17 protein-coding genes are annotated in these 18,223 nt (G+C 48.0%); 2 read left to right on the plus strand and 15 right to left on the minus strand.

Features of this window, described 5'->3' with window-relative positions; genetic code table 11:
* Window positions 1–2 precede the first annotated feature (2 nt).
* From rarD to lepA, 11 genes are all read right to left on the minus strand, one after another.
* Window positions 3–878, minus strand: coding sequence for an EamA family transporter RarD (rarD, locus tag ASF99_RS03320; protein WP_023467447.1), 876 nt, complete (start codon window positions 876–878; stop codon window positions 3–5).
* Window positions 879–931: 53 nt separating this feature from the next.
* Window positions 932–1,627, minus strand: a complete 696-nt coding sequence (rluF, locus tag ASF99_RS03325; protein ID WP_023467446.1) for a 23S rRNA pseudouridine(2604) synthase RluF — start codon at window positions 1,625–1,627, stop codon at window positions 932–934.
* Between the two features lie 107 nt (window positions 1,628–1,734).
* Complete coding sequence (gene mtaB, locus ASF99_RS03330; RefSeq protein ID WP_023467445.1) at window positions 1,735–3,069, minus strand: tRNA (N(6)-L-threonylcarbamoyladenosine(37)-C(2))-methylthiotransferase MtaB; 1,335 nt, start codon at window positions 3,067–3,069, stop codon at window positions 1,735–1,737.
* A gap of 5 nt (window positions 3,070–3,074) precedes the next feature.
* Window positions 3,075–3,821 carry a 16S rRNA (uracil(1498)-N(3))-methyltransferase gene (locus ASF99_RS03335; protein WP_050676935.1) on the minus strand — a complete coding sequence of 249 codons (747 nt, stop codon included), beginning with the start codon at window positions 3,819–3,821 and terminating at the stop codon, window positions 3,075–3,077.
* A 4-nt stretch (window positions 3,822–3,825) separates the two neighbouring features.
* Window positions 3,826–4,773 (minus strand): 50S ribosomal protein L11 methyltransferase, encoded by a 948-nt coding sequence (prmA, locus tag ASF99_RS03340; RefSeq protein ID WP_055966948.1) that lies wholly within the window; start codon window positions 4,771–4,773, stop codon window positions 3,826–3,828.
* A 25-nt stretch (window positions 4,774–4,798) separates the two neighbouring features.
* Complete coding sequence (dnaJ, locus tag ASF99_RS03345) at window positions 4,799–5,905, minus strand: molecular chaperone DnaJ (protein ID WP_023467442.1); 1,107 nt, start codon at window positions 5,903–5,905, stop codon at window positions 4,799–4,801.
* Between the two features lie 132 nt (window positions 5,906–6,037).
* Window positions 6,038–7,864, minus strand: coding sequence for a molecular chaperone DnaK (gene dnaK / locus ASF99_RS03350; RefSeq protein WP_023467441.1), 1,827 nt, complete (start codon window positions 7,862–7,864; stop codon window positions 6,038–6,040).
* 48 nt (window positions 7,865–7,912) lie between these two features.
* Window positions 7,913–8,470, minus strand: coding sequence for a nucleotide exchange factor GrpE (gene grpE / locus ASF99_RS03355; RefSeq protein WP_023467440.1), 558 nt, complete (start codon window positions 8,468–8,470; stop codon window positions 7,913–7,915).
* 24 nt (window positions 8,471–8,494) lie between these two features.
* The gene (gene hrcA, locus ASF99_RS03360) at window positions 8,495–9,529 is read right to left on the minus strand and encodes a heat-inducible transcriptional repressor HrcA (protein WP_023467439.1); all 1,035 of its coding nucleotides are present in this window, start codon (window positions 9,527–9,529) and stop codon (window positions 8,495–8,497) included.
* A 316-nt stretch (window positions 9,530–9,845) separates the two neighbouring features.
* Complete coding sequence (gene hemW / locus ASF99_RS03365) at window positions 9,846–10,991, minus strand: radical SAM family heme chaperone HemW (RefSeq protein WP_055966950.1); 1,146 nt, start codon at window positions 10,989–10,991, stop codon at window positions 9,846–9,848.
* 58 nt (window positions 10,992–11,049) lie between these two features.
* Window positions 11,050–12,873: a translation elongation factor 4 gene (lepA, locus tag ASF99_RS03370; RefSeq protein ID WP_023467435.1), complete on the minus strand. Its 1,824-nt coding sequence runs from the start codon at window positions 12,871–12,873 to the stop codon at window positions 11,050–11,052.
* A 232-nt stretch (window positions 12,874–13,105) separates the two neighbouring features.
* Here lepA and rpsT point away from each other — a divergent pair, with 232 nt between their 5' ends.
* A complete protein-coding gene (gene rpsT, locus ASF99_RS03375; RefSeq protein WP_023467434.1) occupies window positions 13,106–13,366 on the plus strand; it encodes a 30S ribosomal protein S20 in 261 nt (86 codons plus the stop codon).
* A gap of 126 nt (window positions 13,367–13,492) precedes the next feature.
* Here the strand turns inward: rpsT and ASF99_RS03380 are convergent, their stop codons facing one another.
* On the minus strand, window positions 13,493–13,936 hold the full coding sequence (locus ASF99_RS03380; RefSeq protein ID WP_041255011.1) for a GNAT family N-acetyltransferase: 444 nt from the start codon (window positions 13,934–13,936) through the stop codon (window positions 13,493–13,495).
* Window positions 13,937–13,949: 13 nt separating this feature from the next.
* Window positions 13,950–14,951 carry a DNA polymerase III subunit delta gene (gene holA, locus ASF99_RS03385; RefSeq protein WP_023467432.1) on the minus strand — a complete coding sequence of 334 codons (1,002 nt, stop codon included), beginning with the start codon at window positions 14,949–14,951 and terminating at the stop codon, window positions 13,950–13,952.
* 100 nt (window positions 14,952–15,051) lie between these two features.
* Between holA and ASF99_RS17045 the strand changes: the two genes are divergently transcribed.
* Window positions 15,052–15,213 carry a YqzM family protein gene (locus ASF99_RS17045; protein ID WP_023467431.1) on the plus strand — a complete coding sequence of 54 codons (162 nt, stop codon included), beginning with the start codon at window positions 15,052–15,054 and terminating at the stop codon, window positions 15,211–15,213.
* Window positions 15,214–15,249: 36 nt separating this feature from the next.
* Here the strand turns inward: ASF99_RS17045 and ASF99_RS03390 are convergent, their stop codons facing one another.
* Complete coding sequence (locus ASF99_RS03390; RefSeq protein ID WP_055966952.1) at window positions 15,250–17,412, minus strand: DNA internalization-related competence protein ComEC/Rec2; 2,163 nt, start codon at window positions 17,410–17,412, stop codon at window positions 15,250–15,252.
* Window positions 17,412–18,020, minus strand: coding sequence for a helix-hairpin-helix domain-containing protein (locus ASF99_RS03395; protein ID WP_055967050.1), 609 nt, complete (start codon window positions 18,018–18,020; stop codon window positions 17,412–17,414). Before ASF99_RS03395 ends, ASF99_RS03390 begins: the two co-directional genes overlap by 1 nt.
* Between the last annotated feature and the right edge of the window lie 203 nt (window positions 18,021–18,223).

Below are 18,223 nucleotides of genomic sequence, written 5' to 3' on the forward strand. Positions count from 1 at the left end.
CATTATGATACCTTCTTCATTCGCATTTTTCCTGCCGATAAACCGCTGATCGTAAAGAGAGCAACAGCAATCCAAATGAACAGGAAAGCGATGAAGTGAATCGTCGTAAAGACGTCATTAAATAGATAAATTCCAAGGAGTAGCGTCAGGGTCGGGGCAATGTATTGGAGAATCCCGACGTAGACAAACGGGATTTTCGGCATTCCGTATCCGAATAACATCAATTGGACTGCTGTTGCGATCCCGAGCATGATGATCGCAACCAGCGCACTCGTCGGCATCGCAAGCGGTTGACTATCTGTCACACCAAGCGTCAAGAGAGCGAACGGGAGCGTGACCAGTGTCTCTAAAAATAATCCGGATAATGGTTCGGCTGCTGCCTTTTTCTTTAGTACACCGTAAAATGCGAACGAGACGGCAAGTGAAAAGGCGATAATCGGAAATTGACCATAACCGAGCGTTAAAATCATCACACCGATGATTGCTGATAAAATCGCAATCACTTGCGGACGCGTCAATCGTTCCTTAAAAAAGATCAAACCGAACAAGACGCTGACGAGCGGATTGATGTAATACCCGAGTGACGACTCAACGATATACCCTTCCCCGATGGCGTAAAGATAGAGCGACCAGTTCCCACCTAATACGAGCCCTGCCGCAAGCACGGTATAGCGCTGGCGTTTGTTTTGCCATAATTGACGAACGAATTGGAATTTCTTCGTCAGGCGTAGTAACAACGTCACGAAGATGAACGCACTCAATATCCGAATTGAAACGACCGTCCATGCTGGAATACCAGCAGCAAATACTTTGTAGATCGGCAACAGTCCACCAATCACGTAGGCGACAAATGTCGCACTCATACCCCGTTTATCCACGGTCATCCCCCTTATGTATGAAGAAAGCCGCCAGTGGCGACTTTCATTGAACCTTATTGCCCGTCAAGCGTCGTAAACAACTCGCGTAATTCCTCTTCTGTCAAATCTCGCCAAGAACCAATCGGTAAATCGCCAAGCTCGATGTTCATGATCCGGACGCGTTGGAGACGCTTAACTCGGTAGCCGAACTCTTTACACATACGGCGAATCTGACGATTTAACCCTTGCGTCAAAATGATCCGGAATGTCCGTGTCTCAAGTGGTTCAACGATGCATTCCTTCGTTGTCGTACCGAGAATGTCAACACCACTCGCCATCCCTTGAATGAACGTATCCGTAATTGGTGCATCGACGGTTACGATATATTCTTTGTCGTGATTGTTTTCTGCTCGTAAGATCCGGTTAACGACATCACCGTCATTCGTCAACAGAATCAAGCCGTCTGAATCTTTATCGAGGCGACCGATTGGGAAAATCCGCTTCGGATGATTGACGAAATCGATGATGTTTCCTTCGATATCAAGCTCTGTCGTACACGTGATGCCGACTGGTTTATTTAAGACGATGTAGACAGGTTTTGGTTTTGTCTGAAGCGGCTGACCGTCGATTTCGACGACGTCCGTTTCTTCAGCTTGCGAGCCGAGTTCTGCTGTCAGACCGTTGATCGTCACACGACCTGCATCGATCAGTTTATCGGCAGCACGTCTTGAGCAAAAACCCGTTTCGCTAATGAATTTGTTGATTCGCATGAATGATATCCTCTTTCCTTAATTGAACTGTATTCAGTGTAGCGCATTCCTGAAATGAAAACAAAAAAAGTGGCAAAGAAAACCAGAGGTTTCCTTTGCCCTTTCGATTAGACCGCAGCGTCTTTTAATGTCTGCATGATGCGGACGAATTGACCATCATTCATCGGATAGCCGGCTTTCGTGATTTTGACACGAACGAGTTGTCCGATCATTGACTCATCGCCTTCGATTGCGACACGCAGATAGTTATCCGTGTAACCGACGAGACGACCGCCTGCTTCTTCCGAAAATTCTTCCGGAATGATCTCAAGCAGTTCTCCCTCGTATTTCGAAGCATATTCCTTCGCGAGTTGATCTGATAAGGCGATCAAGCGCGCGACGCGTTCTTCTTTGATTGATTCCTCGACTTGATCGTCCATCATCGCAGCTGGTGTTCCCGTCCGTTTCGAGTACGGGAAAACATGCAATTCACTGAACTTATGATCATTGATGAAGTTGAACGTTTCCATGAACTCTTCTTCCGTCTCACCTGGGAAACCAACGATGACATCCGACGTGATTGCACAGTCAGGCAGGACTTCCTTCAGACGCGTGATCCGTTCTCCGAATTCCGCCATCGTATACTTGCGGCGCATTCGGCGAAGGACCGTATCGGATGCAGACTGGATCGGAACGTGCAAGTGACGAACGACGATCGGCGAATCCTTCAGGACATCAAGTACCTCGTCCGTGATTTGACTCGCTTCAATCGACGAAATGCGCAAGCGTTCAAGTCCATTGACGGATTCGAGTGCTTTAAGTAATTTTGCTAAGTTGTAGTCTTTCAAGTCTTCTCCGTATCCACCTGTATGGATTCCCGTCAAGACGATTTCTTTGTAACCCGCATCAACGAGCTGTTGTGCTTGCTTCAAGACATCTTCCGGTTGACGAGACCGCATGAGACCACGCGCCCATGGGATGATACAGAACGTACAGAAGTTGTTACAACCTTCTTGAATTTTCAGCGAAGCCCGTGTCCGGTCCGTAAAGGCCGGTACATCCAGTTCTTCATAGACTTTTGCTTTCATGATGTTTCCGACCGCATTGATTGGCATGCGTTCTTCACGGAATTGTTCGATGTATCCAATCATTTTATGCCGATCTTGCGTTCCGACGACGACATCGACGCCAGGAATCGCCATGATTTCAGCAGGAGACGTTTGGGCATAACAGCCCGTTACGCAGATGACACTATCCGGATTTTGGCGAATCGCCCGTCGGATGACTTGGCGACTTTTCTTATCTCCGGTATTCGTGACCGTACATGTATTGACGACATACACGTCCGCATGATCCGCAAAATCAACGCGTGCGTAACCAGCGTCCTTGAACAGTTGCCAGACAGCTTCTGTTTCGTAATGGTTGACTTTACAGCCAAGCGTTTGAAAGGCAACAGTTGCCATTTCGTTCACCCTTTCAATTCAAAATGATACGAGACGGCGGAAAGGACATACAACGGTGCCGTTTCCGTCCGTAAGATGCGGCGCCCTAGAGCGGCTTTTTTAAAACCGGCATCCGTCAAACGTGCGATTTCTGCTTCAGCGAACCCACCTTCAGGTCCGATGACGACAAGAAGGGAATCTCCTTCTTGCAGTCCAGCAAGCGTCATAGCGAGGACGGAGGCCTCCCCTTGTTTCGCTGATTCTTCATAGGCAACCAGACAAGCCGTGTAGTTCGATGCATCCTGTAAGACTTCATCATACGCCACGAAGTCGACTGTCGGCAAGTGGGCACGGTACGATTGTTCCGCTGCTTCCTTGACGATTTTTTCGAGGCGTTCAATCTTTTTCGGAACCTTCTTCTGATCCCATTTCGAGACGGAACGGTCGGCTTCGAAAATCCGTAGATGATGCATCCCGAGTTCCGTTGCTTTTTGGGCAACGAGTTCGATCTTATCGCCTTTTGGCAATCCATGGGCGATCGTCACACGAATCGGTAACTCCGTCTCGATCGGTAAAGTCTCTTCGATCCGGGCAGAAGCCGCTTGTTTATCGAGTGCTTCCAGACGGCACCGGTAAAGACCTGTCCCGTCGAGTACGAGAATCTCTCCGCCGACTTCCATCCGCATGACGTTTTTCATATGGTGTGCGTCGTCTTTCGGGAGATGAAAGACATCTCCCTGACGCATCGAGGGCTCGACGAAATACCGTTGCATGCGTTTACGCCTCCCGTTTCGCGATGATCGCGACCCAGTCCTCAAGCTTCGTCGTCTCGACGATTGTGAAACCTGCTTCTTGCATCGCTTTTACGACCATATCCTTCTTCTGACTGATGATACCGGAAGCGATGAAATGACCGCCTGGTAACGTCAACGTATAGGCATCCTTGACGAAGAGGAGGATGACTTCCGCTAAGATGTTTGCGACGATCAACTCGACCGGCTCACTCAATTCCTTCATCAAGTCGCCTTGACGAACCGTGATCTGCTCACTGACTTCGTTCAAAGCGACGTTTTCTGTCGCTGATTTGACAGCGACTTCGTCTAAATCCAGTGCAAAGACATCTTTTGCCCCAAGCTTCGCTGCTGCAATCGCTAAGACACCGGATCCCGTTCCGACATCGACGACACGGTCTTGCTCTTGCAAGTAGTTCTCAATCGCTTGAATGCAGAGGACCGTCGTCGGGTGTGTTCCTGTTCCGAACGCCATACCTGGATCGAGCTCGATGATCTTTTCATCCGGTTGTGGTGTATAATCTTCCCACATTGGGACGACCGTCAGATGACGACTGATTTTGACCGGCTTATAGAATTGTTTCCATGAATGTGCCCAGTCTTCTTCATCTACTTGAGTCAGCGTGACAGCACCCGTGCCAATCGACAGACCGAAGTTCGTCAACTGTTGGATGTCATGTTCGATGCCTTTGATCGTGTCCGTCAAATCGCTGCTTTCTGCAAGATACGCCTTCACGAGTACACCTTGAGTCGGGTACTCGTCCCGTTTCGTCTCATCCCAAATTTCACCGAAGTTATCTTCGCGGTGGGACATCATCTCGAAATCTTCGACGTCCTCGATGACGACTCCGCTTGCTCCCGCTTCATGTAAGATGTTTGAAACTGCTTCGATGGCTTCTTGTGTCGTATGGACACAGATCTCTGACCATTTCATTTCTTGTCACGCTCCTCTGTAGTGATCACCCTGTAAAGAATGTCTTGATCCGGCTGAAGACACCTTCGTGTTGCTCTTCGACACCTTTTTCATCGCTGATTTCATTGAATTCCCGTAAGAGTTCTTTTTGACGTTCCGTCAGGTTCTTCGGTGTGATGACGACGACGTTGACGTACTGGTCGCCATGGTGACCGGACCGAACGTTCGGCATCCCTTTTCCGCGGAGACGGAATCGCGATCCTGTCTGTGTGCCGGCTGGAATCTTCAGACTGACCTTACCGTGAACGGTTGGTACTTCAATCTCATCACCGAGTGTTGCTTGTGCGAATGTCAGTGGCATATCCATGACGATATGATCGTCGACACGTTCGAACAGTTCGTGTGCTGCAACACGAACGACGACATACAAATCACCTGCTGGTCCACCGTTGACACCGGCTTCCCCTTTACCTGCTAAACGAATTTGTTGCCCATTGTCGATCCCTGCTGGAATTTTGACACGGACATCTTTGTTTTTACGGACGCGACCGGCTCCACGACATGTTTCACATGGCTCCTTGACGATTTGTCCACGGCCATGACATGTCGAACATGTCGTTTGGTTGACGACACGACCGAACATCGTGTTTTGTTCGACGTTGATATGCCCCGAACCACCACATCGTTTACATGTTTCCGGATGTGTTCCTGGTTTGGCACCCGAACCATGACATGTACCGCAATCTTCTTCGACTGGGATCGTGATCGTCTTCTCGACGCCTGTGACCGATTCCATGAAGTCGATTTCCTCGACGTATTGTAAATCCTGTCCTTTACGTGGTGCGTTTGGATCTTGACGACGTCCGCCACCGAAGAACATGTCGAAGATGTCTCCGAATCCTTCAGCTCCACTGAATCCACCGCCACCTTGCGATGGATCTTGGTGACCGAATTGATCGTAACGTGCTCGTTTATTGTCATCGGATAACACTTCATACGCTTCCGATAATTCCTTGAATTTCGCATCCGCATCCGCTTCCTTGTTGACATCCGGGTGATACGTCCGGGCAAGCTTACGGTACGCGCGTTTGATTTCCGCTGATGAGGCATCGCGCGCGACGCCTAGTACTTCATAATAATCGCGTTTTTCCACGTGCAGTCTTCCTCTCTCTATTCCGATTCATTTCATACTGTTTGATTTTACCGAACTTCGTGCGACATGGAAAGAGCCAAAGCGCGGATACGCTTTGGCTCTCTCTAGCGCCCGAAAAATCGGTCGGATGAATTACTTGTTGTCTTTCTCGTCGACTTCTTCGAACTCAGCGTCCATGACGTTGTCGTCTTGACCACCAGCTTGTGCGCCTTCAGCGCCAGCTTGTTGCTGTGCCATGTTCTCGTAGACTTTTTGTGTCAACTCTTGGACGACTGTCGACAATTCGTCTTTTGCAGAACGGATTGCTTCGATGTCTGTTCCTTCGAGAGCTTTTGTTACTTTTTCTTTTGCAACTTCTGCTTTTTCTTTATCAGCGTCAGCGACTTGCTCACCGAGGTCTTTGATTGCTTTATCTGTTGCGAAGACGAGTTGGTCTGCTTCGTTGCGTAATTCGACTTCTTCTTTACGCTTGTTGTCTGCGTCCGCGTTTGCTTCTGCATCTTTGACCATTTGCTCGATGTCCGCTTCAGTCAAACCGCTTGATGATTGGATCGTGATCGACTGTTCTTTGTTCGTTCCGAGATCTTTCGCAGAAACGTTAACGATACCGTTCGCGTCGATGTCGAATTTAACTTCGATTTGTGGCACACCACGTGGTGCTGGCGGAATGTCCGTCAATTGGAAGCGACCAAGTGTTTTGTTATCTGCTGCCATTGGACGTTCCCCTTGGAGGACGTGGATGTCAACAGCTGGTTGGCTGTCTGCTGCAGTCGAGAAGACTTGTGATTTCGAAGTTGGGATCGTTGTGTTACGATCGATCAATTTCGTCATCACGCCACCCATTGTCTCGATACCGAGTGAGAGTGGAGTTACGTCGAGAAGAACGACGTCTTTAACGTCTCCTGTCAATACGCCACCTTGAACCGCTGCACCGAGGGCAACGACTTCATCCGGGTTAACCCCTTTGAACGACTCTTTACCAGTGAAGTCTTGGATTGCTTTTTGAACTGCAGGAATACGAGTCGAACCACCAACGAGGATGATCTTGTCGATTTTGTCTGGTGTCAGACCTGCATCGTTCATAGCACGGCGTGTTGGTTCCATCGTACGTTCAACGAGATCTGCTGTGAGATCGTCGAATTTCGCGCGTGAGAGCGTCATTTCCAAGTGAAGTGGACCTGATGCGCCAGCTGTGATGAACGGAAGGCTGATTTGTGTTGAAGAAACACCTGAAAGGTCTTTTTTCGCTTTTTCAGCTGCATCTTTCAAACGTTGAAGCGCCATCTTATCTTGAGCAAGATCGATGCCGTTTTCTTTTTTGAATTCTGCTACGAGATGGTCGATGATTTTTTGGTCGAAATCATCTCCACCAAGACGGCTGTCACCAGCAGTTGAAACAACTTCAAAGACGCCATCACCAAGTTCAAGAATCGACACGTCGAACGTACCGCCACCAAGGTCATAGATGAGGATCGTGTGATCTTCGCCTTTTTCGAGACCGTATGCGAGTGCTGCCGCTGTAGGCTCGTTGATGATCCGTTTTACATCAAGACCAGCAATTGTACCAGCGTCTTTTGTCGCTTGGCGTTCTGCATCGTTGAAGTAAGCAGGTACTGTGATGACAGCTTCTGTGACTTTTTCACCGAGGTAGTCTTCTGCTTGCGCTTTTAGTTTTTGAAGGATGATCGCAGAGACTTCTTGTGGTGTGTAGTCTTTGCCTTCGACTTCTACTTTATAGTCCGTACCCATATGACGCTTGATCGACATGATCGTGTTCGGGTTCGTGATCGCTTGACGTTTTGCGACTTCCCCTACTTGACGCTCGCCGTTTTTGAATGCGACGACAGATGGTGTCGTACGGTTTCCTTCTGCGTTAGCGATGACGACAGGTTCGCCACCTTCCATTACTGCAACACATGAGTTCGTTGTACCTAAGTCAATACCGATGATTTTTGCCATGATCTATTTCCTCGCTTTCAATGATTGGAATAATAAAGTGCAAGCTGGTTACTCAGCTACTTTAACCATACTCGGACGAATCACACGATCGTGCAATTTGTACCCTTTTTGGAATTCAGCGATGACGACGCCTGATTCGTGTTCTTCGCTCGCTTCTTGAACGACCGCTTGGTGTAAGTTCGGATCGAACGCTTCACCGACAGCTGGAATCTCGACGACGCCTTCATTTTGAAGCGTTTCGACGAGTTGACGTTTCACCATTTCGACACCCGTCAAGACGGATTTCGTTTCTTCGTTTTCTGTCTCGATTTGGAGCGCACGGTCCAAGTTATCGACGAGTGGCAATAGCTTTTCGACGATGGCTTGTGAAGAATACTTCGCGCGATTCTCTGCTTCGACACGGTTGCGACGTTTGAAGTTCTCAAAATCCGCACGGAGGCGTAATTCTGAAGCTTTCGCTTCTGCGAGTTGTGCTTCGAAGTCTGGTTTCTCATCTTCGACGAGATCCGCTTGGATGACTTCTTCTTCTGTGACTTCGACGGTTTCAGTCGGCTCTGTCACGTTTTCTTCTTGTTGGAGGTTTTGATTCTGTTCTTTTTCTTCCACTCTGAATCGAGCCCCTTTCTATATTCAATCCAAATTGTTCTTATGCAATTCGGTTTGGAATGCTTGAAGTAGATGGATGATCGAGTTGATTCCCCGGTTGTAATCCATCCGTTTCGGTCCGATCAAAGCGAGTGTCCCGATCGAGACACCGTCGACCGAATAATGGGCCCGGATGACGCTACAATCTTTTAATGCATCCACATTGTTCTCACTCCCGATCGTAATCAGGATTTGATTATCGAGATTCGGTCGGAGAAAATCGAGAACGGCTTCTTGCTGTTCGATCAACTCGAGAACAGGTCGTAGTTTTGCGACGTCCTGAAATTCAGGCTGATCGAACATGTTGGCTTTCCCGCCTAGATAGATGAACGGTCGCTCCTCTTGATCCGTCAAGACGAGATCAAGTGCCTTCGAAAGCAACACCGTCTGTTCAGAATGCTCTGAACGGAAGCGACGGATTTCCTCGAGCAGACGACTGCGCAAGGCTGAGAGCGGCGTACCGCGTAACGTCTGATTCAGACGTTCCATCAGCCGGCTCGCTGCTTCTTGGGACAACGCTTGATTCAATTGCAGGGTCTTGTGTTCGACATGTCCCGTCTCGGTGACGAGAACGATGACGACACGACCTTCGGCAAGAGGAATTAATTCCAGATGATGCAAGCGTTGTCCTTCTTCTTTTGGTCCAAGTACAAGCGTCGTGTAATGGGTTAAATCGCTCAACAGGTCTGCTGTGTGCCGAATCAACCGATCATTCTCATTCACGGAATGGGCAAAGAGTGATTTCAATGCCTGCGCTTCTTTTGGTGTGATGCTTTCCGGACGAATCAGATGGTCGACATAAAAACGATATCCGAGTTCGGAAGGAATCCGTCCTGCGGAAGTGTGTGGCTTTTCAATCAGACCCATCTCTTCGAGGTCCGCCATCTCGTTACGAATGGTCGCGGAACTGAACGTCACGTCGTCTCGCTTGGAGAGCGTCCGTGAGCCGACGGGTTGAGCAGTCTTGATGTAATCATCGACGATTGCACGTAAAATCAACAATTGACGATCCGTCAGCACCTTCTTCACCACCTTATTTTGTTAGCACTCACTTTTAACGAGTGCTAATTACATCTTTTACTATAAGGAATTGTCCGTCCGATGTCAACCGAATTGCGTGACCCTTTGAACAGTTTCCCATTCTGCGATACAGTGAAACAAAGAATGGAAAGGATGAATCGGATGATTGAATTATTGGCAATGGCAGGAGTCTTTGTCTGGCTGTTCATCGCGGTCATCGGAACGACTGCTTATTTTTTAAGGAAATCCAAAAAATGAAAAGAAGCGGCATTCCTCTTTATTAAGGGAACACCGCTTCCTTTCATTTATTCAAGACTCATTGAACCTGCGCTTCACCGATGAATTCTGCAAAGACTTCGTTCGCTAACGGAACACCGGCTGGCGTCAAACGGATATGTGTCTCCGTCTGTTCGACGAGACCGTTTGGCAACAAACGTTTCATGACATCACCAAACACATCTTCAAACGCTACTCCATATTTCGTCTGGAAACGTTCGAGTGATACGCCATCCTTCATTCGAAGTCCAAGGAACATCTCTTCTTCCATCCGCTCGACGTTCGTCAACGGCGTCTCTTTTCGAACCGGTAACCCTTCTGCCTTGATATAGTGCGGAATCGGTGCGATGTTCGCACGACGCGTCTGATTGATATAGCTATGTGAGCCTGCACCAAATCCGTAGTACTCATCGTTTTCCCAGTAGACGCGATTATGACGACTCTCTTTTCCTGTTTGCGCGAAGTTCGAGATCTCATACTGCGCATATCCACCTGCTTCGATCGTATCGATCATCACTTGATACATCTCTGCCTCGAGATCTTGCGTCGGTAGCGGTAACTTTCCTTTTCGCTCTTGAATCGCAAAGACCGTGTGCGGTTCTAAGATCAACGAATAGGAGGAGATATGCGTGATCGGTAATTGAAGTGCACGCGAGACGTCGTAGCGGACCTGATCGAGCGTCTGATTCGGTAAGCCGAACATCAAGTCGACGGAGATGTTATCAAACCGTTTTGCCGCTGCGTCGAGCGTCTGCGCGACTTTTGCTTCCCGGTGCGTCCGACCGATGCGTTCGAGCAAACCGTCATCAAACGATTGGACACCGAAACTGACGCGATTGACACTGCCCGCCTTCATGATATCGAGCTTCTCTTCTGATACACCGTCCGGATTCGACTCGACTGTATACTCTAAATCATCGCCTGTCAGGGGCAACAAGTGTTTCTGGATGATTTCCATCAACCGTTGCATCTGTGGTTCATTTAAAGCGGTTGGTGTTCCGCCACCGATGAAGATCGTCTCGAGATGATCCGTCGGGTATTGTTTCAACGTCAGTTCGATTTCGCGTTCAAGCGCATCGAGGTATTCATCGACGGGCTGATTCTTTAAAAAGACTTTATTGAAATCACAGTAATAACAAATATGTTCACAAAAAGGGATGTGGACATATGCGGCGCGTATTCCCATTTCGCCTCATCCTTTCTCTATAAAAACCAAAAAGGGGACGCAAGCGCCCCCCACCTGTTTAATCTTCGTCCATGGATAGAACGGACATGAAGGCTTCTTGCGGTACCTCTACTGAGCCTACCATCTTCATGCGTTTCTTACCTTCTTTTTGCTTCTCGAGCAGCTTCCGTTTCCGAGAGATATCTCCCCCGTAACATTTCGCGAGAACGTTCTTCCGTAATGCCTTAATCGTCGAACGAGCAACGATCTTCGTTCCGACAGCGGCCTGTATCGGCACTTCGAACTGCATCCGCGGAATCAATTCTTTCAACTTATCAACGATGACTTTCCCGCGTTCGTACGCAAAGTCACGGTGAACGATGAAGCTGAGCGCATCGACGTTCTCGTTGTTGAGCAGGATGTCCATCTTGACGAGACGCGACTGTTGGTAGCCGATCAATTCATAATCAAGTGACGCATACCCTTTCGTACTCGATTTCAACTGATCGAAGAAGTCGTAGACGATCTCAGATAACGGTAACTCATACGTGATTTTGACACGTGTCGTATCGATGTATTGCATGTCAACGAATGTCCCACGCTTCTTTTGACACAACTCCATGATCGCACCGACGTAATCATTCGGTGTCATGACAGCAGCCTTAACGAACGGCTCTTCGATGAATTCGACTTTTTGCTGATCCGGCATCTTCGATGGGTTATCGACGTGCAAGACTTCACCCGCTGTCGTCGTCACGTGATAGATAACCGATGGTGCCGTCGTGATCATATCGATGTTGAATTCACGTTCGATTCGCTCCTGGATGATTTCCATGTGGAGCATCCCGAGGAATCCACAACGGAATCCGAATCCGAGTGCTTGTGATGTCTCTGGTTCGAACTCAAGCGCCGCGTCACTAAGTTGTAGTTTTTCAAGCGCTTCTCGTAAATCGTTGTATTTCGCAGCATCGATTGGATAGAGTCCACAGTATACCATCGGATTCATCTTACGGTATCCTGGCAGTGCTTCAGTAGCTGGCTGTTTCGCAAGCGTAATCGTATCCCCGACACGTACGTCGCCGACCGTTTTGATCGAAGCAGACAACGTCCCAACATCACCGACCGTCAATTCTTGCTGACGTAATGGTTTTGGTGTCGCAACGGCAAGTTCCAGAACCTCAAAGTCCTTACCTGTCGACATCATCCGAATCTTATCGCCGACTTTAACTGTTCCGTTGACGATTCGAATCGATGCTACGACACCACGGTAAGCGTCATAATAGGAGTCAAAGATCAATGCTTCGAGTGGTGCAGACGGATCACCCGTCGGCGCTGGTACTTTCTCGACGATTTGTTCGAGAATTTCTTCAATACCGATCCCTGCCTTCGCAGAAGTCGGAACGGCTTCAGATGCATCAAGTCCGATGACATCTTCGATTTCTTGACGGACGCGTTCGACATCCGCAGAAGGTAAATCGATTTTGTTAATGATCGGAAGGATTTCGAGATCGTTGTCGAGTGCTAAGTAAACGTTCGCAAGCGTCTGCGCTTCGATTCCTTGCGCCGCATCGACGACGAGGACAGCCCCTTCACAAGCTGCAAGTGAACGCGAGACTTCATATGTGAAGTCGACGTGTCCAGGTGTATCAATGAGGTGAAGAATGTAATCTTCCCCATCTTTTGCTGTATACTTCAATTGAACAGCGTTGAGTTTAATCGTGATGCCACGCTCACGTTCGAGATCCATGGCATCAAGTGTCTGATCTTTCATTTCGCGCGATGTCAACGCGCCAGTTTTTTCTAAAATTCGGTCAGCGAGTGTCGACTTCCCGTGATCGATATGGGCAATGATCGAGAAGTTACGAATACTCTTCTGCCGCTTTAAACGGTCTTCATTCGTCATGTTTAGAGTCACCTTACCTTATTTTCAAACGTACATACGGTTCATTATACCAAAAAGCGCTTCACTGTACTATCTCGTTTTGTTTTACCCGAAAAACAAAATGTGAAGATTCCCTAGACGTCGTATTGCTTTTAAGAAAAACGTTTGCTACAATTGTGTTTGTTCTGTTGAACGATAACTGCAGATATGCGAATATAAATCTCGAATGAGTTTTATTGGAGGTGAATCATCCATGGCTAACATTAAATCAGCAATCAAACGCGTTAAAACAGCTGAAAAACGCCGCGTCGCTAACGTACAACGTAAATCGGCAATGCGTTCAGCGATTAAAGCAGTCGAAACTTTCGCAGCTGAAGGTAACAAAGACCAAGCGGTCCTTGCTTTCGCTACAGCTTCTAAAAAAATCGACAAAGCTGCTGCTAAAGGTCTCATCCACAGCAACAAAGCTGGTCGTGACAAATCACGTCTCGCTAAACTCGTAAACGCACTTTAATTCTTTCCGAAGAATACGGTGATGGGTCGCCACTAGGAGGTATCTCCAGTGGCGATTTTTTATATGATCTAAAATGGCGGACGAAGGACTCGTGTAAAACGATTCCTTCGTCCGCCATTTCTTGTCTTACTTGTCGTCTAGACGATCGATCATGACATAGTGAAGACCGATCCCTTCAATGAGGAACGGTTCTCCAACACGTTCCAGTCCGAGGCGCTCATAAAAAGGAAGTGCCGTGACGCGGGCGTTACACCACCATGCTGTCACTTGTCGTTCTTTCAATAGACGACGGGCTTCTTCAATCAGCGCCCGACCATACCCTTCACCACGCACGTCTTCACTCGACGCCATACCACGAAGCTGATACGTCGCTCCTGGCGCTTGTGCATGAGATTGTTCCGAGAAACTACCGATTGCGACGATTTGTTGTGCTTTTATCCCGCCGAGATGAAACGTCGATGCAAGCGCATCGTCTGGGTAGATACATGCTTCACGTGGTTGATGGGGACGTAACACATCATGCCGTAATGGGATGACCTCTTCTGCTGTAATGATCTGGACTTCCATCATCGTTTGCCTCCTCTTATAGCGTCGCTAAGCGAACAATCAACGCATCGAATAGAATCTTCTTATCACCGCGTCCTGTTTTCATACCTTCATCTGTCGTCGTGATGGCGATGAGTGCTTGCTCGAGCTGCGCAAACGTAAACCGTTTGGCAGACTGGAGTGCCAATTTGATCGCATACGGATGAGCTCCGACTTTTGATGCGATTTGTCGTTCTCCGTATCCTTGTTCTGCTAATCGTTTCGACAGCAACATCATCCGGTATTGGCGTGCCATCAGTCCAAGGAGAGCCAACACTTCCTGTCCTTGTTTTTCAAGGTCGCGAATCAAGCGGATCGCTGGTTCGAGTTGACGCTTCATCAAGTAGTCCGTTAATTGAAAGACGTTGTCCTCTAATGTCCGCGGAACAAGCAAATCGACATCCTCGATTTCGATTGTTGGTCGGTCCCCTGCAAACAACATCAACTTCTCAAGTTCATGGGCTAATGTCCCCCACATCTCAGCAGTCAAGAAAATGAGTCGCTCGATTGCTGGACGTTCCATCCGATATCCTTTGTCGTTGACAGCATCCAGAACGAAGCGGAACAACTCTTCGGTCGTCGGTTTTTTTGCCTCTAGTACAGTCGCGCGCTCCTTCAATCGTTTGACGACGGTTTTTCGTTCATCGAGCTTTTCTGCTTCGACGATCAAGACAACCACCGCGTAGTCTGCCGGTTGTAGGATATAATCTGCTAACCGTTCGAGATTATGTTGTTTTTTATCTTTCGCTCCTGTCAGAAACGTTGCAGGTTTTGCAACGACGACACGGTAGTCGCTTAAAAAGGGTACCGTCTCCGCTTCATCGAGTACCGCATCAAGCGGTTGGTCGTTCAAATCGATTTTCATATAATCAAAGCGTTCTCCGTCCGGAAGAGCCGCTTTTACGATTTCACGTTCCCATTCTTCTAACAAGTGTCGTTCTGTTCCATATAATAAGTATAAATTCGCTAATTTTCCATTGACGAGCCAAGGAGTTTTCATCATTCCCACCACATTTCACAGTTTGTTCTTAACTTCATCATAGATAATCCTCTTTTATTCCGCTATACTAGAAGCGGAATCTATTAAGGGGGAATGCAGCATGGCACATTCAGTACGCCCACCAAGTGAAAACGCGTTCGAGAACGATATTCAATCAAAACGCAACGATGCGCTCGACTCTGCCGTTGGTTTTGGTGCATCATTTGGCTTCTTCGCAGTCTTGTTCATCATCGGTGTCGCAATTAAGTTCTTAAGTCTATAATCAGTAAAACAGCAACCTTGGGGGGTTGCTGTTTTTTTATTTTATCATAGGTTCACAGCCCGCTGAAGAACAAGTTACACTCCCGTCCTCATCCGTTCGAAAGACGATCCGATCTGTCCCGATCCGCTCAAGCACGTCCGGATGCGGATGCCCGTATCGATTTTTTCGTCCGACTGATAAGATGACAATCTTCGGATTTGTCTTCTGCAAGAGTTCTTCACCGGTCGACGTGTTCGAACCATGATGACCTGCTTTTAGAATATCGATCGGACCAATCGTTAATTCGTCCTCGATTGCTAGGCCAGCGTCACCCGTCAGTAAAACACGTTGTTTGGCAATCTGTGCAAGTAATATAATAGACCGATCGTTCTCTTCTTCTTCTCGTCCAGTCGGTGCAAGTACATGTAACCAAGGACGAATCGTTTGTCCCTTTTGAACGAACTTGACATGCGTTCCAGTTGCTTCGATCGAATGAATCAAATCGTTTCGCTTCTCATCCGTGTTGTCATACGCCCCTAAATAAATGGTTTTCACACGAACTTGACGCAGTAATCCTAGCAGTCCACCGACGTGATCGTGATCAGCATGTGTCACGATGAGACCGTCGATTTCTGCTTCTCCTCGTGTGAATAAAAAGGGCGCGACGATATGACCACCCGGATCAAACGGACGAAGCAGTGGATGCGTCGTTTGCTGATAAACACCACCTGTGTCTACGACGAACGTCTCTCCTGCTTTCTCAAGTACGATACTATCCCCTTGCCCGACATCTAAAAACGTGATTTGTTCAGGTACGTGCCACTCCGTGTAACCCCATGCCGTAAGCAAAAGAACCAATGGGAGAGCATGCCCCCACCATCTCCGTTCAGCAATGAACCAAGCGATTCCCGTTCCGACAACGACGATTGTCAAGACGATCGGAGAAAATGTTGGAACGGCAACCATTGCTAACGGCAGATGTTCCGCTAGCTGTAATGCTTGGTCCATCCATTGAATCGCGTACTGATGCGCAATCTGAAACGTCGAACTGAGCGGTAAAAATGGAAGCGTCGCAAGGAGGAACGATCCTGGCAGAATCACCCACTCAATCCAGCTACCAATTAATAAATTCAACAACGGAGACCAGATTGAAACCGTTGTTTGTTCAATCCCCTGTAAAAACAAAAGGGTTCCGAATTGTGCCCACGCACTGATAAGTAGCCAGTTCCAAGGACGACGAACCGAACCCATGAGTCGTCTCGACAGCACAAGAAACAGCGTCAGTCCGACTGTCAATTGAAATCCGATATCGTAAATGACAGTTGGTTGAATCGCTAATTGAAAAGCCGCGACCCCCGCAATGACCTCGACCGGATCTAACGGTTTGTGGAAACGACGACCGAGCAACAGAATGATCGCGACGAGCACAGCCCGAGTGACTGGAGGACTCCACTCCGTCAACCATCCGTACATCGGCAGTAAAATCAGAACGATATCAAGTCGTTTTTCTTTTGTCATCCTGATTTTTCGTAAGACGTACAGCAGACTAAACACTAAAAAAGCGATATGTGATCCTGAGATGACGATCGCATGTAATAAGCCGAATTTCTTAAACCGTTCGAGCGTCACTTGATCCATTAATCGATCCTCACCAAATACAAGTGCTTCGACGTAGAATGCTTGCTTTTGTGGTAACAAGTCTTCTATCCGTTTCAACCATGCTTCACGTACCCGTCTTCCTTCTGCCGCATATCCAAGTGTCGGATGACAGGAATCAAACGAACGTACTTCCCACTTTCCAGCGTAACGATTCGTATGCATGAATTGCAGTTCGTCAAAACCTCCCGCATTCGATTGTTGACGGACATCGAGCGGTTCCGTATCGACGTGACAGGAGTAACCGATTCGTTCGTATCCTGTCTCATCTTCTGCAATCGTTGCCGTCAATAGAATCGATTGACCGTTGCTCTCCGCCTCATAGCGAATTCGATCCCCATTACGCTTACCTGATAAGATGTCAACAGACGAGACGTCGTGCGGTTCAGGTGACAGATGACCCATTCCGATGAATAGACAACTCAGAATGAACAAAAAGAAAAGACGACCGATTGAAAAAGACCATGACTTCATGACAGTAAATAGCATCAGCGTCACTAACCACCAGATCGATTCTTTAATGGCGACAATGAGTAAGAGAACGAACAGCGCATGAAGTGGCATCAGTAGACGATCAGGTAGGATTTAAGCGATTCTAACGTCTTTTCCCCAAAGCCCTTCACATCTCCGAGTGATTCATACGTCGCAAATCCCCCCTTCTCCTCACGATAGGCTAAGATCGCTTCTGCTTTGGCAGGACCGATTCCCGGAACCTCCATCAACTGTTCCGCCGTTGCCGCATTGAGGTCAATCAGTCCTTTTGGTATCTCTGCTTTTGAGCGTTTCGTTAGTTTCGGCTGATCTTTCGTCTTTTTTACCGGCACGATGACTTCCTGTCCATCAATGAGACGTGCCGCGAGATTCATTTGTCGAATGTCAGCTTTCTCAGTCGTCTTTGCTTTTTCGATTGCATCCTTCACTCGATCACCGAGGTGAAATTGATAGGGTCCAGGTGCTTCTACCGCCCCTTTCACATCGACCATGATGAGTTTGTCACGAATCGAGGTATCTTTTTCTGCTGGCTCTGCTTTTGCCTCTTGTTGTTTATCCGTTAAGGACGGTTGATCGACCATCGCTTCATTCGAACAAGAGGGTAATGGTACGAACAATAAAATGATGAGTAGCAGGACGACGACGAGACCTGCGATCTGTTGCAAACGTGGAACGGTCAAGACGAATCCCTCCTTTTTCCACGACTCTAACAGGTCGCTACGGACTTCAGGAAACGAAGGAATACGTACTAACCACTCTTTTACAACATGATACGGTGTGTTATGTCGGATAAAGGTCATATCATCCATACCGTTACTTTGAATTAGCATCTGTTTGACGAACAAAAAATCCGTCTTCTTCAAGCAACACGAACGTGTATCGC

Origin of the sequence: Exiguobacterium sp. Leaf187, assembly GCF_001423925.1 — a bacterium.
GTDB classification, from domain to species: Bacteria; Bacillota; Bacilli; order Exiguobacteriales; family Exiguobacteriaceae; genus Exiguobacterium_A; species Exiguobacterium_A indicum.